The organism is Saccharopolyspora sp. SCSIO 74807 (genome assembly GCF_037023755.1).
GTDB lineage: Bacteria > Actinomycetota > Actinomycetes > Mycobacteriales > Pseudonocardiaceae > Saccharopolyspora_C > Saccharopolyspora_C galaxeae.
Genome location: NZ_CP146100.1, coordinates 2,393,658 through 2,416,403, shown reverse-complemented (window position 1 = coordinate 2,416,403; position 22,746 = coordinate 2,393,658). Strand labels below are relative to the sequence as shown.

Annotated in this window: 23 protein-coding genes; 5 read left to right on the top strand and 18 right to left on the bottom strand. The window is 69.2% G+C overall.

Going from position 1 to position 22,746, the window contains the following annotated elements; translation table 11 throughout:
- Window positions 1–5: 5 nt before the first annotated feature.
- From V1457_RS11085 to V1457_RS11070, 4 genes are all read right to left on the bottom strand, one after another.
- Window positions 6–662 carry a DUF5753 domain-containing protein gene (locus tag V1457_RS11085; RefSeq protein ID WP_338603171.1) on the bottom strand — a complete coding sequence of 219 codons (657 nt, stop codon included), beginning with the start codon at window positions 660–662 and terminating at the stop codon, window positions 6–8.
- A 23-nt stretch (window positions 663–685) separates the two neighbouring features.
- A complete protein-coding gene (locus V1457_RS11080; RefSeq protein ID WP_200069193.1) occupies window positions 686–883 on the bottom strand; it encodes a DUF397 domain-containing protein in 198 nt (65 codons plus the stop codon).
- 96 nt (window positions 884–979) lie between these two features.
- Window positions 980–1,177: a DUF397 domain-containing protein gene (locus V1457_RS11075; protein WP_200069192.1), complete on the bottom strand. Its 198-nt coding sequence runs from the start codon at window positions 1,175–1,177 to the stop codon at window positions 980–982.
- A 17-nt stretch (window positions 1,178–1,194) separates the two neighbouring features.
- A complete protein-coding gene (locus V1457_RS11070) occupies window positions 1,195–2,019 on the bottom strand; it encodes a helix-turn-helix transcriptional regulator (RefSeq protein WP_200069191.1) in 825 nt (274 codons plus the stop codon).
- 366 nt (window positions 2,020–2,385) lie between these two features.
- On the opposite strand from V1457_RS11070, the gene V1457_RS11065 reads away from it, so the two are divergent.
- Both V1457_RS11065 and V1457_RS11060 read left to right on the top strand, forming a co-directional pair.
- Entirely contained in the window at window positions 2,386–2,616 is a 231-nt protein-coding gene (locus V1457_RS11065; RefSeq protein ID WP_200069190.1) for a hypothetical protein, read from the top strand.
- Window positions 2,617–3,116: 500 nt separating this feature from the next.
- On the top strand, window positions 3,117–3,479 hold the full coding sequence (locus tag V1457_RS11060) for a hypothetical protein (RefSeq protein WP_338603163.1): 363 nt from the start codon (window positions 3,117–3,119) through the stop codon (window positions 3,477–3,479).
- 133 nt (window positions 3,480–3,612) lie between these two features.
- On the opposite strand, the gene V1457_RS11055 is transcribed toward V1457_RS11060, so the two are convergent.
- The 14 genes from V1457_RS11055 to V1457_RS10990 all read right to left on the bottom strand — a co-directional run bounded on the left by V1457_RS11055 (window position 3,613) and on the right by V1457_RS10990 (window position 18,317).
- Window positions 3,613–4,782 (bottom strand): MlaD family protein, encoded by a 1,170-nt coding sequence (locus V1457_RS11055; protein ID WP_338603160.1) that lies wholly within the window; start codon window positions 4,780–4,782, stop codon window positions 3,613–3,615.
- Complete coding sequence (locus tag V1457_RS11050; protein WP_338603157.1) at window positions 4,782–5,942, bottom strand: MCE family protein; 1,161 nt, start codon at window positions 5,940–5,942, stop codon at window positions 4,782–4,784. The genes V1457_RS11055 and V1457_RS11050 overlap by 1 nt, the downstream gene beginning before the upstream one ends.
- Window positions 5,942–7,153, bottom strand: coding sequence for an MCE family protein (locus V1457_RS11045; protein ID WP_200069186.1), 1,212 nt, complete (start codon window positions 7,151–7,153; stop codon window positions 5,942–5,944). The genes V1457_RS11050 and V1457_RS11045 overlap by 1 nt, the downstream gene beginning before the upstream one ends.
- A complete protein-coding gene (locus V1457_RS11040) occupies window positions 7,150–8,178 on the bottom strand; it encodes an MCE family protein (RefSeq protein ID WP_200069185.1) in 1,029 nt (342 codons plus the stop codon). Before V1457_RS11040 ends, V1457_RS11045 begins: the two co-directional genes overlap by 4 nt.
- Entirely contained in the window at window positions 8,175–9,209 is a 1,035-nt protein-coding gene (locus V1457_RS11035; RefSeq protein WP_338603152.1) for an MCE family protein, read from the bottom strand. The genes V1457_RS11040 and V1457_RS11035 overlap by 4 nt, the downstream gene beginning before the upstream one ends.
- Window positions 9,206–10,570, bottom strand: a complete 1,365-nt coding sequence (locus tag V1457_RS11030) for an MCE family protein (RefSeq protein ID WP_338603149.1) — start codon at window positions 10,568–10,570, stop codon at window positions 9,206–9,208. The genes V1457_RS11035 and V1457_RS11030 overlap by 4 nt, the downstream gene beginning before the upstream one ends.
- Window positions 10,571–10,591: 21 nt before the next feature.
- Complete coding sequence (locus tag V1457_RS11025; RefSeq protein WP_295145592.1) at window positions 10,592–11,461, bottom strand: ABC transporter permease; 870 nt, start codon at window positions 11,459–11,461, stop codon at window positions 10,592–10,594.
- A 3-nt stretch (window positions 11,462–11,464) separates the two neighbouring features.
- The gene (locus tag V1457_RS11020) at window positions 11,465–12,259 is read right to left on the bottom strand and encodes an ABC transporter permease (protein ID WP_200069181.1); all 795 of its coding nucleotides are present in this window, start codon (window positions 12,257–12,259) and stop codon (window positions 11,465–11,467) included.
- The gene (locus tag V1457_RS11015; RefSeq protein WP_338603143.1) at window positions 12,256–13,275 is read right to left on the bottom strand and encodes an ABC transporter ATP-binding protein; all 1,020 of its coding nucleotides are present in this window, start codon (window positions 13,273–13,275) and stop codon (window positions 12,256–12,258) included. Before V1457_RS11015 ends, V1457_RS11020 begins: the two co-directional genes overlap by 4 nt.
- Window positions 13,276–13,590: 315 nt before the next feature.
- Window positions 13,591–14,340, bottom strand: coding sequence for a glucose 1-dehydrogenase (locus tag V1457_RS11010; protein ID WP_338603140.1), 750 nt, complete (start codon window positions 14,338–14,340; stop codon window positions 13,591–13,593).
- A gap of 8 nt (window positions 14,341–14,348) precedes the next feature.
- The gene (locus V1457_RS11005) at window positions 14,349–15,857 is read right to left on the bottom strand and encodes an aldehyde dehydrogenase family protein (RefSeq protein ID WP_338603137.1); all 1,509 of its coding nucleotides are present in this window, start codon (window positions 15,855–15,857) and stop codon (window positions 14,349–14,351) included.
- An 89-nt stretch (window positions 15,858–15,946) separates the two neighbouring features.
- Entirely contained in the window at window positions 15,947–16,843 is an 897-nt protein-coding gene (locus tag V1457_RS11000; protein WP_338603134.1) for a 3-oxoacyl-ACP reductase, read from the bottom strand.
- Between the two features lie 93 nt (window positions 16,844–16,936).
- A complete protein-coding gene (locus tag V1457_RS10995) occupies window positions 16,937–18,025 on the bottom strand; it encodes a Zn-dependent alcohol dehydrogenase (protein WP_338603131.1) in 1,089 nt (362 codons plus the stop codon).
- 82 nt (window positions 18,026–18,107) lie between these two features.
- Window positions 18,108–18,317, bottom strand: a complete 210-nt coding sequence (locus V1457_RS10990; RefSeq protein ID WP_200069175.1) for a ferredoxin — start codon at window positions 18,315–18,317, stop codon at window positions 18,108–18,110.
- Between the two features lie 329 nt (window positions 18,318–18,646).
- On the opposite strand from V1457_RS10990, the gene V1457_RS10985 reads away from it, so the two are divergent.
- The 3 genes from V1457_RS10985 to V1457_RS10975 all read left to right on the top strand — a co-directional run bounded on the left by V1457_RS10985 (window position 18,647) and on the right by V1457_RS10975 (window position 22,726).
- Window positions 18,647–19,825, top strand: a complete 1,179-nt coding sequence (locus V1457_RS10985) for an acyl-CoA dehydrogenase family protein (RefSeq protein WP_200069174.1) — start codon at window positions 18,647–18,649, stop codon at window positions 19,823–19,825.
- 80 nt (window positions 19,826–19,905) lie between these two features.
- Entirely contained in the window at window positions 19,906–21,027 is a 1,122-nt protein-coding gene (locus V1457_RS10980) for an acyl-CoA dehydrogenase family protein (protein WP_200069173.1), read from the top strand.
- 79 nt (window positions 21,028–21,106) lie between these two features.
- Complete coding sequence (locus V1457_RS10975) at window positions 21,107–22,726, top strand: long-chain-fatty-acid--CoA ligase (protein ID WP_338603124.1); 1,620 nt, start codon at window positions 21,107–21,109, stop codon at window positions 22,724–22,726.
- Window positions 22,727–22,746 lie beyond the last annotated feature (20 nt).

The window sequence follows — 22,746 nt, the reverse complement described above, 5'->3', positions numbered from 1 at the left end:
CACTCCTAGGTTGCCGGGGTGGAGCGCTCGGACAAGTCCGCGGAGATACCGACCAGCAGTCGTCGTGCCTCGTCACCTTCTACCGCCGCGAGCCACAGGTTGTCGATGAGCCGGTGGTAGAGGGCGAGATCGTCAGGGTCGTCGGTGTTGATCTCGGTGTTGACCGTTTCGACGAACACGGCGTCGCCCACGATCCAGAACCCGCTCGCCGGGATGTACGGCAAGCGCGTGTCGAGCGGGATGATCCCGAACCGGACGGTGGACAAGCCGCACAGCGCCAGCAGCCGGTCGAGCTGCGCCAACATCGTCTGCGCCGGGCACGCGAAGTAGCGCAGGGCCGATTCCGCGATGAGCAGTTCCACATGTTTCGCCGAGTCGTACAACGCGTGTTGCCGTTCAAGGCGTACTTGGACGGCAGCGTCGGTGTCTTGCGGTACTTGCTGGAGCTCAGCGGAAGTGCTGAACACGCGACGAGCGTAGTCCGCCGTCTGCACGAGGCCGGGCACGACTACAAGCTCGAAGGCGCGGATCGCGTCGGCTTGCTCTTCGGCCTCGCGACTTTGATCTTGCCGTTGCTGATGCCCGGTCCGCAGTTGCCGCTTCCAGCTCGCCACTTCGAGGTCGCCGGGCTTCTGCGAACCGATGCGGTACGGCTCCCCCACTGCACCTCCTGCGAACGAAACTCTCAGTATTCGTATCTACCGGACTTGATCGCGCTGATGAAGTCGCTCCATCGTGGTGACGTGATGCGGAGGGCGCCGCCGTCGCGGTCCTTGGTGTCCCGCACTCCCGCGATGCCCGGAGCGCCGCCGACTTCGACGCAGGTTTGGGTCGCGCTTGTGCGGCTGCTGGTACGCCACCCGGTGATCTTGCTTGATGTCATGCTCTCTCCCCTTCCAACTTCTGCGCGTAGCTGCCCAGCAGCTCGACGGAGTCGCCAGTGCTGAGCGCTGACGTGAGGCTGGAACTGCCGGTTCACCTAGCTGTCGAACCGGTCGGCCTTCACTGACCGGATGAGGTCGCCGAACCTGGCTGCGTCTAACACCAGGGCTTGTCCACCAGGTTCCTTGCTGTCCCGGATGCCGCAGACTCCCGGGATGTTCGTCGCAACTTCGACGCACTGGCCTTGTGCTGAGCTGCGGCTGGATTTGCGCCATTGGGCGTGTGTGAGGTCCATGCTCGTTCGCTTTCGGATCAACGTGTGTACTGCGCGAGCAAGTGCGCCGTGTCGTGCTCCGACAGCGCGCGTTCTTGCAGCCCGTCGAACAGCGTAGCGAGCGATTGCACCGCCTCGTGGTCGTCCACCAGGTGGCCGCCGACGTTGTACTCCTGGTGTCCGGTTTCCGGCCAGGTATCCGCAGGGAAGTTCAACAGCACGAAACCACCGGCCATGGCCTGGTGAATCCCCGAATCCATTGGCATGACGCGGATCGACACGTGCGGCAGGTTCGCGGCGTTGATCAAGTGGGCCAACTGGTCGTCCGCGAGGTCGCGCTCTGCTGCGCACCGTTGAATAGCCGATTCGGATACCACCGCCACGAGATTCAGAGGGTCGTCCTTCGCTGTGAGCCGATCCTGGCGACGCATCCGGGCCGCGACCCGTTTGTCCACTTCGGCATCCGATGCGGACGGATCGCCCATGGCCACCCGACGCGCGTACGCCTCGGTTTGCAGCAGGCCGGGGATCAGCTCGGCTTCCCAGTTGCGGACCCGTGTCGCCTCGGACTCCAAGGTCACGTAGTTCGCGAGCCACTTGGGCAGGCGGTGGGTCTGCCACCAGCCTGGTTTCTGAGCCTCCGACCGGGTCGTGAGCAGAACTTCGCGTTCATCTTCCGGAACGCCGTAGACCGAGCACATCACGATCAGGTCCGGTCGGGACGGCGTATTGCGGCCGCTCTCCAAGTGGCGCACCCGGTCAGGGGTGCAGCCGAGTTCGGCCGCGATGTCGGCGCGCGTGACCCCGGCACTCTCGCGCCACCTTTCCAGGCTCTTGCCCAGCATCAACCGTCGCAGCGTCATGTGATCAGCCTAAGACGCAGTACGCGGACACCTCGAATCACCTGATCGTGATCATCTATGACAGTACCCGTACTTGGTTAAGTATGTGACAGTACGTGTACTGGATAATCCGGTTTCTGAGTGCGGAACCGCGGCGATACGGGCCGCGACAAGAGGAGGTCTGCGTGGTGGAAGCAGCGGTCAAAGTGTGGGCGGCGTCGTGTGGGCCGGTGGATTCGTTCTGGCACGCGGTGCGGCGGACGGATGGGGGCGTTTTGCCGGCGGTGTGCGGGGTTTTCGTGTACGGGCCGCTGCATCTGAGGCGTGGCGAGTGTCCGGACGGGGAGTTCGACCGCGATGCGTGCCGGAAGTGCCTGGATGCCTGCGATGTCTGAGGAGTCCGCGCGGCATTTCTGGCGTCCGAGCGGTGATGTGGTGCGACACGCCTTCCGCGGGCGCCGCTGGTGCGGGCAGACCGAGGCGACCGCGGTGTGCGGAACCGAAGTAGAGCTGGCCGCCGAGGTGCCCGAACTGGACTGGGTCCGGGCTCCCACCTGCGAAGCCTGCAACGCGGTGCTGCGCAGCGAACTCCCGAAGATCACCGGATTCTTCGGCTGATCCCTGAACTTCCTCGGGCCCGAGCGGCTCTCCCGCCCCTCCGCCGCCGGGCCCCGAGGACGGCCTCCTGCCCGCCGCGACGCCCAGCCCCGACACGGCGCCGCGCGACGGAGGCCCGCGGGGGCACGCCATTCCTCCCCGGCGCGCCCCCGCACCCTTCCTTCCCGAGCGAACGATCTCCCGAGCGAACGGACCGTTCGTCCGAATAGATTGGACGAACAGGCCGTTCACTCAGAACGGGACGTGCGCGAACCCGGGCGGGGTTTCCGAGTGAAGGGGTCCTTCGACCGATCTGTCGGGGCGAAGAGGTCCGTCCCTTCCACCGAATCTGATTCGCGCGGGAAATCCCGCGCGTCGCCACCGGGGTTTTCCCGGATGTTCCCGGAAGTGGGCTGTGACCTGGGGAAACGGCCGTGCTTCGGCGGTGCGGGTGGTCGCGCTGACGTTCTACGGTCGCGACCGCATTTTCCTGGGGATATCGAGTTCAAGGAGGCGTGATCATGAAGATGTCCGCTGCGAAGCGCGCGATCATCGGCGGTCTGCTGGCCGTCACCGGTGTCGTCGGAGCCACCGGTATGGCGGCCGCGAGCCCGGGGTCGCCGAGCCAGGTGCTGATCGACAACCAGGGCAACTACACCCTGACCTACAAGCTCATCGACGACAACGGCGAAGTCCGGCGCGCTGAGGTGGCGGCCGGTCAGCAGGACCAATTCGAGCCCGTCACCGGCGAAACCATCGAGTTCTGGATCGGCGACGAGCGCCTCCGCGAGTACGGCCCGCTGGACAACGCGACCTCGGTCAAGTGCAATACGGCCGGCTCCGCCGCGGCTCCCGAGGCCGCCTGCCGCGACCTCAACAACTGAGCCGATCTCGGCGCGTTCGGCCGGGCAGCCACCCATGCTGCCCGGCCGTTCCGCATCGGCTTCACCCCGAGTGAGCGGGCCGTTCTGGCCGAACGGTTCCGTTCTGAACCGGCGCAGGTTCCCGGCAAGCCGGTCAGTTGAGCGGGAACGGTAGTGGCGGCTGGCCCTGTTGGGGAGGTGCTACCGCGTCGGGGATCGGGGCGCGCGGCACGTTGGCGGAGCCGCGGACGTTGGTGGGGCTGCCCGGAGGTTCCTGGCACTCGATGTTGCGGTTGGTCGGGGCCGGTGTGGTGTCGCTGCCGGGGCGGCGCTGGGTGTCCTCATACCCCTTCTCGCACGCGAGCGGGTTGAAGAAGTTCAGCACCACGCCCAGATGTCCGCGGCCGTCGCCGTCCTGCGCGCTGTGGCTGGCCGCCGACATGATCGGCAGCGCGACGAGCATGTTCTCCAGCGCGGGCGTGCGGACCTCCAGCAGCTGCATGGTGGTCAGCAGGTTCGCCGTGGTCTTCTCGAAACCGGAGCGGCTGGTGCGCAACAGCTCGTCCACCTCCTGCGCGGCAGGCGGCGCCGCGTTGATCAGCCGCCGCAGGTCCGGGTCGGAACTCTTGAGCTGCCCGGAGATGTCCCGCAAACCCTTGCTGAAACCGGTGATCCGCTCGGCTTCCTGCTGCTGCGTCCGCAGCACCACATCCGAGTTGTCCAGCAGCCCCGTCGTCTGCGGCAGGTTCCGATCGGCCGCTTTGACCAGCGAACTGGTGCTGTCCAGCATCTGCTGCAAGTGCGGGCCGGTGCCTTGGAAAGCCTTCCCCGTCTCGTCCACGACGGTGCGCAACGAGTCGAGGGGCACGCTGGTCACCAGGTTGTCCAGGTTCACCAGCAGGGACTCCGGCGGTGGCGGCAACTCGGTGCGCTCGACCGGGATCACCGAACCCTCCGCCAGCATCGGCCCGCGGTTGTCGTCCGGGCGCAGGTCGATGTACTGCTCGCCCACCGCCGAGCGGTTCGCCACCGCGGCCCGCGCGTCCGCGGGAATCGGCGGTGTTCCGTTCTCGATGTGCAGGTCGGCGGCCATTCCGCGGTCGGTGAGCCGCAGCGCGGTGACACGGCCGACCGCCACGCCGCGGTACGTCACCTCGGAATTGACGAAAACCCCGCCGGAATCGGGCATGTTCACGGTGACGGCGTAACCGTTGCCGCCGAACAACCGGTCCACGCCCGCGTACCGGGCACCGGTGAAACCGATCCCGATGACCGCGATGGCCAGGAACAACCCCAGCCGGATCTTGGTGCCTCGGCTGAACATCACTTCCCCCCGAGCAGGTGGTCGAGCAATCCGCCGGACTGACCGGGCGGCGGAGCCTGTCCCGGCTGAGCCGAGTCCGGAGGCAGGCCGGGAACCGGGGACCGGCCGGGCTCCTGCGGTGCCTGCGGCGTCGCGTCGTTGAGCCCGGGCAGCGGCAGCAGCGGCCCGGAACTGTTGGAGAGATTCCCGAGCACGCTGGTCAAGTCGAGATCCAGGTCCACGTCCACGTTCACGAAATCGCCCTTGAGCGGGTGCATCGCCTCCTCCGGGAACGGGTAGGTGGCCAGGTAGCCGATCGCCTTCGGCAATCCCTCGCCGGCCTTGGCGAGCTCGCGCAGCGTCGGCTCCAACGCGCGCAGATCCGCGACGAGATCTTCCTGGCTGGCATCGATGGTGTGCGTCGCAACCCCGGAGAACCGGTCCAGCGACTGGAGCATCGCCACCAGCTGGTCGCGTTGCTGCTCGATCGTGCGCAATCCCGGCGACAGCCCGTCCAGCCCGGCGACGAGGTCACCGGTCTGCGCGCGCAGATCGGCCGAGAGCCGGTTGAGCCCGTCCAGGGCGCGGGTGATGTCCTGCTTCTGCCCGTCCAGCCGGGTGACCGCTTCATCCACTCTGGACAGCATGGAGCGGATTCTGGGTTCGTTGCCGGACATCGCGGTGTTCAACTCGTCGACGATGCCGCGCAGCTCGCCGACTCCGCCGCCGTTGAGCAGCAGCGACAGCGCGCCCAGCACCTCCTCCACCTGCGGGTTGCGGTTCGTGCGCTCCAGCGGGATCACCGCGCCGTCGCGCAGCGAGCCGCGCGCCGGTTCGTTCGCCGACGGAGCGAGTTCGACGAACTTCTCGCCCAACAGGCTGGATTGGCGCAGCCGCGCCTCGGCATTGCCGGGAAGCCGCATGTCGCCGTTGACCGCCAGGGTGGCGACCGCGGTCGTGTTGTCCGGGGCCAGCCCGATCTTCTCGACCTTGCCGACGGTCACGTCGTTGACCTTCACCCCGGCCTGCGGCACCAGATCCAGCACGTCGGCGAAGTGCACGCGCACCCGGTACGGCTCATCGCCCAGATCGGCACCGCCGGGCAGCGGGGCCTCGTACAGCGAGGTCCCGCAGCCGGACAGCAGCAGCGTCACCAGCGCGCAGACCAGCAGGCGTCGCATCACGGCCCCCCGTTCGGCGGCGCGGCCGGAGCGCCCCCGGTGGGCGTGTTCGCGGCCAGCGGCAACGGCAGCGGCGGCAGTTGGCCCTGGCCGAGGTGGTGCACCGTCTCGCCCACCGACGGCAGCTTGAGCGTGCCGTCCAGCACCGGCGCCAACTCACCGCACGCCTTGCGCAGGTCCTCCGGGACCTGCTGCGGCGTGGAGTGCTCCAGCAGCTTGCAGACCATCAGCACCGGCGGATTGGTCAGCTCGTTGATGTTCGCCCGCACCGCGACGGAACCGGACGCGGCGTCGTAGGCGTTGATGAAGTTGCTGGCCCCGGTCGGCGCGATGTCCAGCACCTCACCGAGCGCTTCGCGCTGATCCACCAGCGCCTGGGTGACCCCGGCCAGGTTGTGCACGTTCGCCGAAGCGGATTCCCGGTTGTCCCGGACGAAGCCCTCCAGGTCGCCGAGCGCGGTCGCCAGCGAACTCAGCGAAGCCGCGGTCTGCTGCCGCTCGTCGGCGAGGAAACCGGAAACATCGGCGATCCGGCCGTAGAACTCCTGCACCTGCGCGTCGCTGGAAGCCAGCGTCGCGGTGAACTCGTTCAAGTTGTCCACCGTGGCGAACAGGTCGCCCTGCGAATGCTCCAACGTGCCGGACAATTCGCCGAGCCGCTGGATCGTGCCGTTCAGCTTCTCCCCGTTGCCGTCGAGGTTGGCTGAGGCCGTGTCCAGCAGGTTCGACAGGTCCCCGCGCTTGTTCGCGCCATTCGGCCCGAGCGCCTGGGACAGCGCGTTCGCGCTGCGGTAGAGGTCGTCGAGGTCCGCGGGCGTCATGGTGCGGTCCTTCGGCACCACCGCACCGGAAGCCATCGTCGGCCCGTCGGTGTAGGCCGGGGTCAGCTGCACGTAGCGGTCGCTGACCAGGCTCGGCGCGACCATCACGGCCTTCGCCCCGGCCGGGACGGCCACGCCCTCGTCGACGGTCATGTCGACCCGCACTTGACCGCCTGCCGGGACGACCGAATCGACCTGGCCCACTTCGACGCCCAGCACGCGCACCGACGAGTGCTCGTAGAGCCCCACCGCCCGGTCGAAGTAGGCGGTGATCCGCAGGTCCGGGTTCCGGAAAGCCCACCACAGCCCGCCGCTGATCAGCAGCGCGAGCACGCAGCCGAACGCGATCAGCGCCGTGGCCGCGGGATGCCGCGCGGTCGCGGTGTTCATCGTCCGCCCCCCGATCCTTGCTGTTGCGCGAGATCGCAGCCCTCGGGATTGACCTGCAGCGGACCGGCGCTGACCGAAGGCGGCAGCAGCCCGCAGAGGTAGCCGTCGAACCAGCGCCCGTTGCCGACGGTGTTGTTGAAGCCGGTCACGTACGGCTTGAGCGAGGCGATCGTGTTCGCGAGGTTGTCCTGGTTGCGCTGCAACATCGAGGTGACGTTCTCGAGCTCGCGCAGCGCGGGGTTCAGGTCCGCCTGGTTGTCCGCGATCATGCCGCGGATCTGGGTGGAGACCGCCTGCGTGCCGCGCAGCAGCGAACTGATCGACTCCTTGCGGTGCTGCAGTTCCGCGAGCAGCAGGTTGCCGTCCTCGACGAGCTTGCGGACCTGCTCGTTGCGGTCCGCGGCGACCTTGCTGACCCCGGCGGTGTTGTGCAGCAGCTCGGAAAGCTGCTGGTCGCGGGAAGCGATCGTGCGCGACAGCGCGGAGAGCCCGTCGACCGCGCCGCCCAAGTGCTGCGGGGTGTCGCGCAAGGTCTCGGAGAGCACCTGGAAACTGCGGCCGAGCTGGTCGGTGTCGATCCGCTCGGTGGTGCGGGTCAGCTCGTCCAGCGCGTCCGGGATGTCGAACGGCACCTCGGTCCGCGAGGCCGGGATCGTCTCGTCCGGGTCCTGCTCGGCGCTGCCCTGCGGCTGCAACGCGAGGTTCTTCGCCCCCAGCAGCGTCTTGATCTGCAACGACACCCGGCTGCGGTCGCCGACCCGCGCGTCGTCGACGGTGAAGTGCACCAGCACTCGATCACGTTCCAGTCGCACGTCGCTGACCTCGCCGACCTTCACGCCCGCGAGCTGGACCTCGTCGCCCGCGGTTAGCCCGGCCGACTCGGTGAACCGCGCCGAGTAGGTGGTGCCCCCGCCGATCAGCGGGAGGTCCTTGGCGAAGAACGCCACCAGGCAGGCGGTGATCAGCAGCCCGAGGGCGACGATCCCGACGGTCGCCTGGTCGCGGTCCCGCAGTGGTGTGCTCATGACTGGCACCTCGTCGCCGTCTCGGTCAGGGGCAGCGGCAGCACCTGCGCGGTGATGTCCAGACCGGCGATGCCGACCGTCCCGTTCATCTGGCACAGGTAGAAGTTGAACCAGCTTCCGTAGCTGACCGTGCGGGTCAGCGAATCCAGCCGGTTCGGCAGCGTTTGCAGGTCGTGCTCCAGGCCGGGCAGCCCGGCGTTGAGGCCCTTCGAGAGGTCCTTGAGCGCGGAGACGTCCTGCTTCAGCGGCGGCCGCGCCTGCTCGAGCAGACCGGCCGTGGTGTTGGTGAGCTCGTCCAGCGCGCCGACCGCCTCGCCGATCGGTTCGCGCTGCTCGGCGAACCCGCTGACCAGCCGTTGCAGCGAGGTGATCAGTTCGGACAGCTGCGGGCCGCGGGAGTTGACCTGCCCGAGCACCGCGTTCAGGTTGTCGATGACCTGCCCGATCACCTGGTCCTTCTGCGCCATCGTGGCGGTCAGCGATGCGGTGTGCTGCAGGATGCTGTCGATCGTGCCGCCCTGGCCCTGCAACACCTGGATCAGCTCGCCGGAGAGCTTGTTGACGTCCTGCGGCTGCAGCGCCTGGAACAGCGGGCGGAACCCGTTGAACAGCGCCGTGAGGTTCAGCGCGGGCCGGGTCTGGCTCACCGGCAGCGTGCCGCCCGCCGGCAGCACCGGCTTGCCCGGCGACATCGCCGCGTCCAGCGCGAGGTAGCGCTGTCCGGCGAGGTTGCGGTACTTGACGGTGGCGACCGTGCTCGTCGGCAGCTTGCGCGCGGAGTCGACCTCGAAGCGCACGAGCGCGCGGGTGCCGTCCACGACCTCCAGCGAGGACACCTGGCCGACGCGGACTCCGGCCATGCGGACCTCGTCGCCCTCGCCGATTCCGGACGCGTCGGCGAACTTCGCGCCGTAGGAGGAAGTTCCGCCGACGTTGGAGGCGGCCACGGTCATCGCCAGCAGCGCCGTGAGCACGACCGTGACGACGGTGAACGCGATCAGCTTCAGCAGCGGCCCGGTCAGTCCCCTCATCGCAGCTGCACCTCCGTTCCGCGGTAGACGGGGCCGACGAGCAAGCTGCTCCACTCCGGCACCTCGCTCGGCTGCCGGTGCAGCGACGGCGCTTGCAGCGCGGCGATCAGATCGCGTTCGGCGGGTGAGTTGGGTTCCAGCGGGCCGCCCGAGCTCCCTCCGGCGGACTGCGGGCTGGTGGACGCGGGAGCCGCGGCCTCGCCCCCGGCAGGCAGCTGCTCACCGGGACCGTGCGGCGGAGGCGGATGCGTCGAACCGTCCTTCAGCGCCCCGCCCGGCGGGTATTGCGGGAAGCGGGCGGGCGGCTCGACCCACGGGTAGCACCGCGGGCCGCGGCTGTCGTTGTACTCCGGGGAGTCGGTGCCCGGCAGGTACTTCCCGCGGCTGCCGGTGACCTCGATGGTCACCTTCTGCATCGGCACCGGATCGCCCTTGCCGAACGCCTTCTCCGCCAGCGGGATACTGTCGTTGACCTGGTCGAGCACGCATTTGTACTGCGGCGCGTAGCGGCCGAACAGCTCCAGCGTCTGCCGGGAGTCGGAGGCGAGCCGGATCATGTTGTCCTGGTTGGCTTCCAGGAACCGGGTCGCGTTCACCGCGGTGACGTTGGTGGCTTGCCACAGGTGCTGGAGCTGATCCTGGTGCTGTGCCACGGTTTTGCTCGTCGTGGTGAAGTCGTTCATCGCGCGCAGCAGGTCCGGGGCCGCTTCGTGGTAGGTCTGCGCGACGTCGTCGACCCGGTCGATGACCGATTCCAGCCGCGGCAGCTGCGGGTTGAACTTCGCCAGGTAGCTGTCCAGGTCCCGCACGGTCTGGCCGAGCTGCTCACCGCGCCCGTCCAGCGCCTGCGACACCGCGTTCAACGTCGCCGCGAGGTCCTGCGGCTGCACGGCCTGCAGCAGCGGCAGCAGGTCGCCGAGCACCTTCTCAATCTCCATCGCGGCCCCGCTGCGGTCCTGGCCGATCACGTCACCGCTGGCCAGATGCGCACCGGAGTTCTTCTCGGGCATCTGCAGCGAGACGTAGCGCTCGCCGAACAGCGTCTTCGGCAGCAGTCGCGCCGAGACGCCGGCCGGGATCTCGGCGGCCATTCCCGGTTGCAGCGCCAGGTTCAGCACCGCGTTGCCCTGCCCGGAGGTCACCGAACGCACCTCGCCGACCACCACGCCGCGCACCTTCACGTCGGCGCCTTCGCGCATCTGGTTGCCGACGCGGTCGGTGTGCAGCGCGACGGGCACGACCGGCGTGAACGCCTTCTGGTAGACGCCGATCATGGCGGCGAAGAACAACGCCGAGACCAGCAGGAAGACCAGCCCGTAGAGCTGGTAGCGGCGCCGGCCGCGGTGTTCACGAGTCCTCATCGGACACTCCTCGTTCCCCGGTCAACCCGCGATTCGGACCGTGGTCGTCGAGCCCCAAATGGCTAGGCTCAGGAAGAAATCGAGCACGGCCACCAGCACGATCGAGGTGCGCACCGCCCGGCCGACCGCGGTCCCCACGCCAGCGGGCCCGCCGCTGGCGGTATAGCCGTAGTAGCAGTGCGTCAGGATCACCACGAGGCTGAACACCAGCACCTTGCCGAACGACCACAGCACGTCCTGCGGCGGCAGGAACAGGTGGAAGTAGTGGTCGTAAGTACCGGCCGACTGCCCGTAGAACAGCACCGTGATCTCCCGGGACGCGAAGTACGAGCCGAGCAGCCCCACCACGTACAGCGGGATCACCGCGGCCAGCCCGGCCAGCACCCGGCTGGTCACCAGGTACGGCACCGTGCGCACCCCCATCACTTCGAGCGCGTCGATCTCGTCGGAGATCCGCATCGCGCCCAGCTGCGCGGTGAAGCCGCACCCGACCGTCGCCGACAGCGCCAGGCCCGCGGCCATCGGCGCGACCTCGCGGGTGTCGAAGTAGGCGGCGATGAACCCGGTCAGCGCGGACGTGCCGAGCTGGTCCAGCGAGGAATAGCCCTGCAACCCGACGATCGCGCCGGTGCACACGGTCATGCCGATCATCACGCCGAGCGTTCCGCCGATGACGGCCAGCGCGCCGCTGCCGAACATCACCTCGGTCAGCAGCCTGCCCGTCTCCCGCGGGTACTTGCGCAACGTCAACGGGGACAACGCCAGTGCGCGCAGGTAGAACGACAGCTGCCAGCCGAGCCCGGCAATCGCGTCACCGGGTTTGGACACCAGCAGGGACAGCCGGCGGCGCCAGGCCGTCGGCGGCGGCAGGTACTGCTCGGTCGCGGCCATCGCTCACAATTCCTTCGGCGGGACCAGCTGCAGGTAGATGCCGGTGATCACGAGGTTGATCGCGAACAGCAGCAGGAAGGTGATCACCACGGCCTGGTTGACCGCGTCGCCGACGCCCTTCGGCCCGCCCGCGGGGTTCAGCCCGCGGTAGGCGGCGACCACACCGGCCACGAACCCGTAGATCAGCGCCTTGAGCTCGCTGACGTAGATGTCCGGCAACTGCGCCAGCGCGTTGAAGCTGGCCAGGTACGCGCCGGGCGTGCCGCCCTGCAGCACCACGTTGAAGAAGTAGCCGCCGACCACACCGACCACGCTGACCAGGCCGTTGAGCAGCACCGACACGAAGATCGCGCCGAGCACCCGCGGCACCACCAGCCGCTGGATCGCGGAGATGCCGAGCACTTCCATCGCGTCGATCTCGTCGCGGATCTTGCGCGCGCCGATGTCCGCGCACACCGCGGAACCACCGGCGCCCGCCACCAGCAGCGCGGTGATCAGCGGACTCGCCTGCTGCAGGATGGACAGCGCGCTGGCCGCGCCGGTGAACGACTGGGCGCCGATCTGCTGGGTCAGCGAACCCAGCTGCATCGCGATCACCGCGCCGAACGGGATCGCGACCATCGCGGTCGGCAGGATCGTCACGCTGGCGAAGAACCACGCCTGCTGCACCCATTCGCGCACCTGGAACGGCCGCCGCGGCATCGCGCGCAGCACCTCCCAGGACAGCGTCGCCAACCGGCCCACTTCGACGAAGGCGGCGCGCAGCGGGACGCGGTGGCTGGCACCGGGAGAACTCATGGGCGATCACCGGGGCCAGGCCGCGGCGGGGCGCCCCACTCGCGGCGTTCGGCGTCGGACAACCCGGCGAGCACCTGCTCGCGCACCGCGGGCGGGTAGGCGTTCAGGTCGCGCATCATGCGCTGCTTGCGGCGGCGCACCGCGATCCGCTCCGGCAACCCGGGGCCGGGGGTCAGCTGCGGGACGACGGTGCGCGGGGCCGGCGCGCTCGTGGCGTCCAGCCCGGCCAGCTCGGCGGCCACGGTCCCCGAGTCCTTCTCCTCGCTCATCCCGATCGGCCCCGCGCGGCGACCGTTGACGAACTGGTCGACCACCGGTTCTTCGCTGGTCAGCAGCACCTCGCGAGCGCCGAAGAGCACCAGCTTGCCGCGGAAGAACAACCCGATGTTGTCCGGGACCGTGCGCGCCACGTCGATGTTGTGCGTGACCAGCAGGATCGTCGCGTCGATCTGCGCGTTCAGGTCGATCAGCAACTGCGAGAGGTAAGCGGTGCGCACCGGGTCCAGCCCGGAATCCGGCTCGTCGCAGAGGATGATCTCCGGTTCGAGCACCAGCGCCCGCGCCAGCCCAGCGCGTTTGCGCATCCCGCCGGACAGTTCGCCGGGCAGCTTGTCCTCCGCCCCGGAAAGGCCGACCAGCTCCATCTTCTCCAACACGACCCGGCGGATCTCCGCCTCGGACTTGCGGGTGTGCTCGCGCAACGGGAAGGCGACGTTGTCGAACAGGCTCATCGAGCCGAACAGCGCACCGTCCTGGAACAGCACGCCGAAGCGCTTGCGGACGTCGTAGAGCTCCCGCTCGGAGCACGAGCACATGTCGACGTCTTCGACCATGACCCGGCCGCGGTCCGGGCGCAGCAGCCCGATCAGCGACTTCAGGAACACCGACTTGCCGGTTCCGGACGGGCCGAGGATGGCGCTGACCTCCCCGTGCGGCAGCGTCAGCGACACGTCCGACCACACCTGGTGGGCGCCGAAGGACTTCGTGAGCCCCTGCACCCCGACTTCGACACCCAACTCGGGTCACCACCTAAGAAGTTCCAAGAAGTTCTTTCAGAATGATTTGCGTAGCGGTGCCGGTAGCGGAACCTCAGCGGCTTCCTCGCTGCGGGATCGATTTCTGACGTATGCCCATACGCGGCGAAATCGCTGTCCTCGCGAGGAAGCCGCTGAGAACCCGCCGCGGTGCCGGTTGCTGGCATGGTCACTGCTCAGCGGCTCCGCCGCTGACAAGACAAGACCGAAAATCATACTGAAACGACTCCTGCGAAGCGTTCGTTGCTACGGGTCGAGCAATGGCACTGATGCCTTTCGTCGCAGCGGGTTGCAGTGCTATCGGGACAGCGAGTGCGTGGCGGTGGCGCCGCCGTCGGCGACGAATTCGGCGCCGGTGGAGTACGAGCTCTCGTCGCTGGCGAGGAAAACCGCCAGCTGCGCGATCTCGTCCGGCTGGCCGACCCGCTTGAGCGCGACCCGGGCGCCGACGTGGTCGTTCATCTCGGGTCCGCCCAAGCTGCGCACCATGTCGGTGTCGATCATCCCGGGGTGCACCGAGTTCACCCGGATGCCGCGCTCGCCGAGTTCCATCGCGGCGACCTTGGTCATCCCGCGGATGGCGAACTTGGTAGCGGTGTAGGCGACCGTGAACGGCATCCCGCCCAGACCCTCCACAGAGGACACGTTGATGATCGAGCCGCCCGCGGGCATCGAGCTCAGCACCGCGCGCATCCCGAGGAAGGTGCCGATCTGGTTGATCCGCACGACCCGCTCGTAGTCGGCCAGCGCGGTCTCGCCGAGTTCGGCGAAGTGCAGCACTCCGGCGTTGTTGAGCAGCACGTCGACCGGCCCGAACGCGGACTCGGCCGCGCGCACCGCGACCGGCCATTCGTCCTGTTCGGACACGTCGAGGTGCTCGAAGCGCGCGCTCTCGCCGAGTTCGTCGGCCAGCGCCTTGCCCGGCTCGTCGGCCACGTCGGCGAGCAGCACGCTCGCGCCCTCCGCGACGAAGCGCCGCGCCGCAGCCGCGCCCTGACCCCTCGCCGCGCCGGTGATGATCGCGGTCTTTCCTTGCAAACGCGCCATAACGGGACTCACATCATCTCGTCGGTCAACGGCATGAGCACCGTTTTGAGTTCGGTGTAGGACTCGAAGGAGCTGCGGCCGCCTTCCCGGCCCAGCCCGGACTGCTTGTATCCGCCGAACGGCAGGTGCGGCTCGACCTGGAAGCCGTTGATTCCGACCGTCCCGGCGCGCAACCTCCGCGAGACCCGGAACGCGCGCTGCGCGTCCGCGGTGAAAACGCCCGCGCCGAGGCCGTATTCGGTGTCGTTGGCCAGCCGCACGGCTTCGTCCTCGTCCGAGAACGGCACGACCGAGAGCACCGGCCCGAAGATCTCCTGCTGGGCGATGCTCATCTTGTTGTCCACGTCCGCGAAGATCGCCGGGTTCACGAAGTTCCCGGCACCGAGTTCGCCGTCCGGCCGGTCTCCGCCGGTGATCAGCCGGGCGCCGTCCTGCTTGCCGGATTCGACGAAGCCCAGCACCCGGTGCAGCTGCTTGTCGTTGATCAGCGGGCTGGAGAGCACGGCCGGGTCGAACGGGTCGCCGTAGGTGACCGAACCCGCGATCATCTCGGCCGCAGTCAGGAACTCGTCGTAGACGTCGCGGTGCACCAGCGCCCTGCTGCACACCACGCATCCCTGCCCGGACAACCCGAGCGTCACCATGCCCATCGCGGTCATCCCGGCCAGCGAGGCGTCGGTGTCCGGGAAGACGATGGCGGGGCTTTTCCCGCCGAGTTCCAGCGAAACCCGCTTCAGCGTGGCCGCGGAGACCTCGACGATGCGCTTGCCGACCTCGCGGCTGCCGGTGAAGCTGATCTTGTCCACCAGCTCGTGGCCGATCAGCGCTCCCCCGGTGGGTTCGCCGGTGCCGGTGACGACGTTGACCACGCCGTCCGGCACACCGGCATCGGCCAGCAGTTCCACCATCCGCAGCACGACGAACGTCGCGTACTCGGACGGTTTGAGCACGACCGTGCAGCCCGCCGCCAGCGCGGGAGCGATTTTCTGGGCGTAGAGCAGGAAAGGCGCGTTCCACGGCAGGATCGCGGCGGCCACGCCGATCGGTTCCCGCAGCGTCATCGCGAGGTGCTCGCCGCCCTGATAACCGGGCAGCGTCTCGCCACCGGCCTTGTCGATCCAGCCCGCGTGGTGGTCGAAGACGTCCGCGGCGGCGTCCACCGAAGCCGCGTAGACGTTGCCGAACGACAGCGGAACTCCGTTGTCGAGCGCTTGCAGCCCGCGCAGCTCGTCGGCGTTCTCGCGCAGCAGATCCGCGTAGCGGTGCAGGATTTTCACGCGCTGCCCGGCAGGCAGGTTCGGCCAAGGCCCCTCGTCGAAGGCGCGGCGCGCGGCGCGGACCGCTTCGTCGACGTCTTCGGCATCGGCGACCGGGAACGTACCCACCGGTTCCTGCGTCGCCGGGTGCAGATGCGTCCACGTCTTGCCGGAGCGGGCCTGCCGCCACTGGCCGTCCACGAACAACGAGCCGTCCTGCAGCCCCACCTGTGCGCGATGCTGTTGCACGGTCAGCGACATCGTTGTCACTCCTGTCGGTCGTCCGGCGCAGGTTGCTCGTGAATCCGCGGCACAGCCGGAAGTTCTCCGCCGCGCGCCTGCCTGCTGCGCTAGCCCAGCGAGAGCAGGTCGGTGCTGGAGAACATGCCTTCCCCGCGGTCGGCGAAGTAGCCGCCGACCACCTCCGCGAGTTCCGCGGTGCTCCAGGTATCGCCTGCCGCGTCGAACCGCTGCTCGATCTTCGGCGGCGCCATCAGCGCGACTTTCCCGCCGTGCACGACGAAAACCTGTCCGTTGATGGCGTCGGCCGCGGGTGCGGCCAGGTAGCTGACGAACGGCGCCACGTGCTCGGTGGACAGCGGATCGACCCCGGTTTCCGGAGCGGGGCCGAAGATCTGGTCGGTCATCGCCGTCCGCGCACGCGGGCAGATCGCGTTCGCCCGCACGCCGTAGCGCGCCAGCGCGCGAGCGGTGGAAACCGTTAGCGAGGCGATGCCCGCCTTCGCCGCGGCGTAGTTCGGCTGGCCTTCGGCGCCGAACAGGAACGCCTCCGACGCGGTGTTCACGATCCGCCCGTACACCGCCGACCCGGTGTCCTTGGACTGCTGGCGCCAGTGCGCCGCGGCCCCGCGGCAGACCAGGAAGTGCCCGCGCAGGTGCACCCGGATGACGTCGTCCCACTCCTGGTCGCTCATCTTGAAGACCATGCGGTCGCGCAGCAGGCCGGCGTTGTTCACCACGACGTGCAGTCCGCCGAAGCGCTGCACCGCGGTCGAGAGCAGCTCGTCGGCCACGGCCTGTTCGCTGATGTCGCCGCGCACGGCGGCGGCTTTGCCGCCTGCCTCCTCGATCTCGCCGACCACCGCGTCCGCGGCCGCCGAGACGTCGTTGACCACCACGTCCGCACCGGCGCCCGCCAGCGCGAGCGCTTCCGAACGGCCGAGCCCGGCGCCCGCGCCGGTCACCACGGCGACCTTGCCGCGCAGGTCCAACGCCTGACTGTCCACAGTAGAACTCCTTCGTCGCGGGTTTCGCGGTTGCGCACCGCCGCGGCGGTTCGTGCGCGGAGCACGGCCGCGGCGAACGGCGGCCGGACTCCACTAGTCGAAAGTGACGATCTGGCGGACCAAGGCGGCATCACCGCTGCTCAGCGCGCTCAGCCCGTCGTTGATGTCGGAAAGGGCGATCCGCCTGCTCACCATGCCTTCGAGGTCGAGCAGTCCGGCCCGCCAGAAGTCCAGCAGCCGCGGGATGTCCCGGCGCGGGTCGGCCGAGCCGTAGAACGACGGCAGGATGTTCCGCTCGTTGACGAACAATTCCTGCGCGGAGAACTCGACCTTCTCGTCCGGCCCACCGGCACCGACGAGCACCACGTCGCCGCCGCGCCGCGCCGCGTCGTAGGCGGCGCGGATCGTGGCGGAGCGCCCGACGACCTCGATGGCGTAGTCGAACCCGGCACCGCCGGTCAGTTCCTGCTTGAGATCGTCCAAGCCCTCCGGCGTGGTCGCGTGCGTCGCACCGAACCGCTTCGCCCCGGCGTGCTTGGCGGTCACCGGGTCCACGGCCACGATCTGCCGCGCACCGGCGATCCGGGCGCCCTGGATGACCGAGATCCCGACGCCGCCCGCGCCGATCACGACCACTGTGGACCCCGGCTCGACCCGCGCGGTGTTGAGCACCGCGCCGACCCCGGTCAGCACTCCGCAGCTGAGCAGCGCGGCGACCTCGAACGGCACGTCCGGTTCGACCTTGACCACGCCGTCCCGGGGCACGACCAGCTCCTCCGCGAACGTGCCGGTGCCGGTGAATCCGAAGGCGGGCGCGGCACCGACCTTGAACCTGGGCGAGGTGAACGACGCGACCACGTGCACCTGGCACAGGTGCGGCTGCGCGTTGAGGCAGTCCCGGCAGTTGCCGCACGGCGGGACGAACGCGATGGTGACGCGGTCGCCCGGTGCCAGGTCGGTCACCTGCTCGCCCACCGCGAGCACTTCGCCCGCCCCTTCGTGGCCCAGCACTCCGGGAGCGAGCGCGGGAAGGCCACCGTTCATCGCCGAGAGATCGCTGTGGCAGATCCCCGCGGCGCGGACGCGCAGGTGCACCTCGCCCGGCCCCGGCGGCACGACCCGGACGTCCGTGCGGACGTCCAGCGCGTCGTCGCCGATCTGGTTGAGCACCGCTGCCTTCACCGGCCCGTCTCCCCACCAAGTCCGAGAACGCCGCATAGCGGCTGTTATGTGCGACACACACTAGAACTTGTTTTCAGGATGTTCAAGAGTCGTCGTCAGCTTCACTTCCTGCAATGAACAGTGCACCTTTCGGACAAAGATGCACGGCTTTCGCAACACGTTCTACATCTTCGTCCGGTACCGGGTGCCGGATCTGCAACAGCTCGTCGTCGTCCAGCTCGAACACCGCCGGGGCCAGCCCGACGCAGACTCCGTTCGCCTCGCACAGCTCGGTCCGCACGCCGATCTCCATCGCTTCCTCCGCGTTCGTAGGGCTCGGCTCATCGGGCGCTCGACGCGGGCGGACCTAGAAGGGCAACGAGACGGTGCCGCGGGATTCACTACTCCATTCGGAGGCCATCGGAACTTGACCGCTCATGCGACACCGGCGCGCACCGCTCCGGCCTGCCCGCTCATCGCCGGCACACGATGTAGAACAAGTTGCATATTAGCGACCCAGGGAAGCCTGCGCGGAAAAAGACGTTGTCACCACGCTGGTCGACTCCGGGGCACCCGGCGGTCTAAAGTAACTGAAACTTGTTGCACACAGCGCCCGGCCGGGTCGCTCGCCCAGGAGGCCCCATGCGCATCGGCTTCAACTCCGACCAGGAACGGCTGCGCAAGCGCCTGCGCGACTACTTCGCGCAGCTGATGACCGACGAGCTCCGGGAGGAGCTGGCGACCGGGGGTGATTACGGCGACGGCGAGGCGTACAAGCGGATCGTCCGCCAGCTCGGCTCCGACGGCTGGCTCGCGCTCGGCTGGCCCCGGGAGCACGGCGGGCACGGCGGCACGATGCTGGAGCAGCTCATCTTCACCGACGAGGCCGCCATCGCCGGAGTGCCGGTTCCGTTCCTGACGCTCAACAGCGTCGCGCCCACGATCATGCGCTACGGCAGCGCCGAGCAGCGGGCGCACTTCCTGCCCGGCATCGCCGCCGGTGAGATCCACTTCTCCATCGGCTACTCCGAGCCGGAAGCGGGCACCGACCTCGCTTCGCTGCGCACCACCGCGGTCCGCGACGGCGACGAGTACGTGATCAACGGCCAGAAGATGTGGACCAGCCTGGTGCAGTACGCCGACTACGTGTGGCTGGCCTGCCGGACCGATCCGGAAGCCCGCAAGCACAAGGGCCTGAGCATGCTGATCGTCCCGACGGACGCACCGGGTTTCTCCTGGACACCGGTGCACACCGTCGCCGGGCCGACCACCAGCGCCACCTACTACGAGGACGTGCGGGTTCCGGCCACGGCGCTGGTCGGCGGCGAGAACGAGGGCTGGCCGCTGATCACCAACCAGCTCAACCACGAGCGGGTCGCGCTGACCTCGGCCGCGCCGATCCGCTCCGCCCTGGCGCAGGTCCGCGAATGGGCGCGGGAGACCGAGCTGCCGGACGGCCGCCGGGTCATCGACCAGGAGTGGGTGCGCACGCACCTCGCGCGGGTGCACGCGGGTGCCGAGGTGTTGAAGCTGATGAACTGGAAGATCGCCTGGACCGCGGAGCAGCAGCCTGCTCCCGCGGCCGCCTCGGCGACCAAGGTCTACGGCACCGAGCTGGCCACCGAGGCCTACCGGCTGCTGATGGAGGTGCTCGGGCCCGCCGCGCACGTCCGCGGAGGTTCGCCCGGCGCCGCGCTGCACGGCCGGGTCGAGCGGATGCACCGCTCGGCGCTGATCCTCACCTTCGGCGGCGGCACCAACGAAGTCCAGCGCGACATCGTCTCGACCGTTGGGCTCGGACTGCCCCCTGCGCGGCGCTGACCCCCTGCGCCGACCCCTGCCGAACACGTTCACCGCCGAGGTTCCGCCCGGCAGTTCCTTCCCGAAGGAGTCCGCAGCCGATGGATTTCGCACCTACCGAGGCCCAGCAAGATCTGACCGAGTTGACCCGCAGCATCCTCACCGACCGGGTGACGACGGCTCGGCTGCGCGAGGTCGAGTCCCAGCCCGACCGCTTCGACCGTGCACTGTGGACGGACCTGGCGAAGGCCGGGGTGCTCGGCGCGGCGCTGCCGGAATCCCTCGGCGGCGGTGGCTGCGGACTGCTCGAGCAGTGCAGCGTGCTGGTGGAGCTGGGCCGGGCGGTGGCGCCGGTGCCGTACCTGACCTCGATCGCGGCGGGCGCCTCCGCGGTGGCCCGCTTCGGCGACGAGCAGCAGCTGGAACGGTTCGCGCGCCCGGCAGGTGACGGCGAGATCGTGCTGACCGCCGCGCTCGCCGAAGATGCCGACCCGCTGCCGGAAACCCCCGCGACCCGCGCGGATCGCTCCGGCGGCGAGTGGTTCCTCAGCGGCCGGAAGGTCGCCGTGCCCGCCGGTTGCGCCGCCGACTTCTTCCTGGTGCCCGCGGCCACCGAGCGCGGTCCGCTGGTGTTCGTGGTCGGGGCGTCCGACGAGGGCGTGTCCGTGCGGCGGCAGGAAGTGGTCGACTCCGACAGCGAAGCGCTGCTCGACCTCACCGAGGTCCGGCTGGGCGATGATCGGGTGCTGGGCGGCGAGGACGCCGCGAGCTGGCTCGCCGCGCGCAGCACGCTCGGCCTGTGCGCCGAACAGCTCGGCGTGCTGGAACGCGCGCTGGAGCTGACCGCCGAGTACGCCCGGGAACGGACCCAGTTCGAGCGTCCGATCGGGAGTTTCCAGGCCGTTTCGCAGCGCCTCGCGGACGCCTTCGTCGACGTCGAAGCGGTCCGGTTGACCACCTGGCAGGCCGCTTGGCGCGCGACCGAGGGCCTGCCCTGCCACAGCGAGGTGGCGACCGCGAAGTTCTGGGCCGCCGAGGCAGGTCACCGCGTGGCGCACACCGCCGTGCACGTGCACGGGGGCGTGGGCATCGACCTCGAACACCACCTGCACCGGTATTTCGTCGCCGCCAAGCGCCGCGAGTTCGCCCTCGGTGCCGCCTCCGCCAACCTGCGCCGGATCGGCGCCGCGCTGGCCGGTGCGGACGGACCCGACCTGGACTGAGCGGCGACATCGTTCGCGCAGTCACCCGGCGGGCGTCCGCGAGTGCATTCGGCCGCCCGGCATCTGACGAGGGAGTCGCATGTCCGAGCACGTTCCGACGGTCACCGAACTGCTCGTCGCGCGCGCCGCCGACGAGCGCCCGGGACTCAAGTTCGAGCAGCAGGAATGGTCGTGGTCCGAGCACGTGCAGTGCTGCGCCGACCGCGCCGCCCTGCTGCAGGCGCTGCACCGCGGCGATCGCCCGTTCCACGTCGGCGTGCTGCTGGACAACGTTCCCGAGTTCTCGTTCCTGCTGGGTGCGGCCGCGCTGTCCGGCTCTGTCCTGGTCGGACTCAACACCGGGCGGCGCGGCGAGTCGCTGGGCCGCGACGTGCGGTTGGCCGACTGCGAACTGGTCGTGACCGAGAGCAAGCACTCGGCGCTGCTCGCGGGAGTGGACTTGGATTCCGCGCGGGTGCTGGTCATCGACGATGCCGAATGGGCGGGCCTGCTCGCCGAGCATCGCGGCTCGCCGCTGGACCCGGTGGCGGCCGAACCGGACGACCTGCTCGCGCTGCTGTTCACCTCCGGCACCGGGGGTGAGCCGAAAGCCGTCCGCTGCACCCACGAGAAGATCGCCTTTCCCGGGCGGATGCTGGCCAACCGGTTCGGTCTCGCGCCCAGCGACGGGGTTTACCTGTCGATGCCGATGTTCCACTCGAACGCGCTGTTCGCGGGGTGGGCGGTCGGATTGGCCGCCGGTGCCGCGCTCGGGCTGCGCCGGCGCTTCTCCGCGTCCGGGTTCCTGGCCGACGTGCGGCGATTCGGCTCGACCTACGCGAACTACGTCGGCAAACCGCTCTCCTACATCCTCGCGACCCCGGAGCGGGACGACGACGCCGACAACCCGCTGCGGATCGTTTACGGCAACGAGGGCGCCGAAAACGACCTGGACCGGTTCGCCGAGCGCTTCGGCTGCCAGGTCGTGGACGGTTTCGGCTCCACCGAAGGCGGCGTGGTCGTGCAGCGCACCCCCGACACACCGACCGGCGCGCTCGGCCGTCCCGGGCCGGGAGTGGCAGTGCTCGACCCGGCGACCGAGCAGCGCTGCCCCGCCGCCGAATTCGACCGCGACGGCCGGGTCACGAACCCGGATCAAGCGGTCGGCGAACTGGTCAACACCGCGGGCGCGGGCTCGTTCGCCGGCTACTACAAGGCGCCGGAGGAGAACGCGCAGCGGATGCGCGGCGGCATGTACTGGAGCGGGGACCTCGCCTACTTGGACAGGGACGGGTTCTGCTACTTCGTCGGCCGCTCCGGCGACTGGTTGCGGGTGGACGGCGAGAACCTGGGCACCGCCCCGGTCGAACGGATCCTGCTGCGCCACCCCGGCATCGCGCAGGCGGCGGTCTACGCCGTGCCCGACGCCGAGGTCGGCGACCAGGTGATGGCCGCGATCGTGCTCGCGGACGCACCGCTTACCGCCGCCGAGCTCGGCGATTTCCTCGCCGCACAGCCGGACCTGGCCCCCAAGCAGCTCCCCCGCTTCGTCCGCATCGCCGCCGACCTGCCGCGCACCGCCACGCACAAGGTCCTCAAACGCCCGCTGGCGGCGGAACGCTGGAACTGCACCGACCCGGTGTGGTGGCGCCCGGGCCAGGACCCGTCGTTCGAGCTGCTGACCCCCGAGCGCGCCGCCGAGCTCACCGCCTCTGAGTGAACGACCTGTTCGTCCCACTA

Excerpts from the sequence above, each read along its gene's own strand:
- V1457_RS11010 (WP_338603140.1), bottom strand. The coding sequence starts at position 14,340 with ATGGCGCGTTTGCAAGGAAAGACCGCGATCATCACCGGCGCGGCGAGG.
- V1457_RS11040 (WP_200069185.1), bottom strand. The coding sequence starts at position 8,178 with ATGAGCACACCACTGCGGGACCGCGACCAGGCGACCGTCGGGATCGTC.
- V1457_RS11060 (WP_338603163.1), top strand. The coding sequence starts at position 3,117 with ATGAAGATGTCCGCTGCGAAGCGCGCGATCATCGGCGGTCTGCTGGCC.
- V1457_RS11030 (WP_338603149.1), bottom strand. The coding sequence starts at position 10,570 with ATGAGGACTCGTGAACACCGCGGCCGGCGCCGCTACCAGCTCTACGGG.
- V1457_RS11080 (WP_200069193.1), bottom strand. The coding sequence starts at position 883 with ATGACATCAAGCAAGATCACCGGGTGGCGTACCAGCAGCCGCACAAGC.
- V1457_RS11035 (WP_338603152.1), bottom strand. The coding sequence starts at position 9,209 with ATGAGGGGACTGACCGGGCCGCTGCTGAAGCTGATCGCGTTCACCGTC.
- V1457_RS10975 (WP_338603124.1), top strand. The coding sequence starts at position 21,107 with ATGTCCGAGCACGTTCCGACGGTCACCGAACTGCTCGTCGCGCGCGCC.
- V1457_RS10990 (WP_200069175.1), bottom strand. The coding sequence starts at position 18,317 with ATGGAGATCGGCGTGCGGACCGAGCTGTGCGAGGCGAACGGAGTCTGC.
- V1457_RS11025 (WP_295145592.1), bottom strand. The coding sequence starts at position 11,461 with ATGGCCGCGACCGAGCAGTACCTGCCGCCGCCGACGGCCTGGCGCCGC.
- V1457_RS11050 (WP_338603157.1), bottom strand. The coding sequence starts at position 5,942 with ATGCGACGCCTGCTGGTCTGCGCGCTGGTGACGCTGCTGCTGTCCGGC.
- V1457_RS11055 (WP_338603160.1), bottom strand. The coding sequence starts at position 4,782 with ATGTTCAGCCGAGGCACCAAGATCCGGCTGGGGTTGTTCCTGGCCATC.
- V1457_RS10985 (WP_200069174.1), top strand. The coding sequence starts at position 18,647 with ATGCGCATCGGCTTCAACTCCGACCAGGAACGGCTGCGCAAGCGCCTG.
- V1457_RS11045 (WP_200069186.1), bottom strand. The coding sequence starts at position 7,153 with ATGAACACCGCGACCGCGCGGCATCCCGCGGCCACGGCGCTGATCGCG.
- V1457_RS11075 (WP_200069192.1), bottom strand. The coding sequence starts at position 1,177 with ATGGACCTCACACACGCCCAATGGCGCAAATCCAGCCGCAGCTCAGCA.
- V1457_RS11020 (WP_200069181.1), bottom strand. The coding sequence starts at position 12,259 with ATGAGTTCTCCCGGTGCCAGCCACCGCGTCCCGCTGCGCGCCGCCTTC.
- V1457_RS11065 (WP_200069190.1), top strand. The coding sequence starts at position 2,386 with ATGTCTGAGGAGTCCGCGCGGCATTTCTGGCGTCCGAGCGGTGATGTG.
- V1457_RS10980 (WP_200069173.1), top strand. The coding sequence starts at position 19,906 with ATGGATTTCGCACCTACCGAGGCCCAGCAAGATCTGACCGAGTTGACC.
- V1457_RS11005 (WP_338603137.1), bottom strand. The coding sequence starts at position 15,857 with ATGTCGCTGACCGTGCAACAGCATCGCGCACAGGTGGGGCTGCAGGAC.
- V1457_RS11070 (WP_200069191.1), bottom strand. The coding sequence starts at position 2,019 with ATGACGCTGCGACGGTTGATGCTGGGCAAGAGCCTGGAAAGGTGGCGC.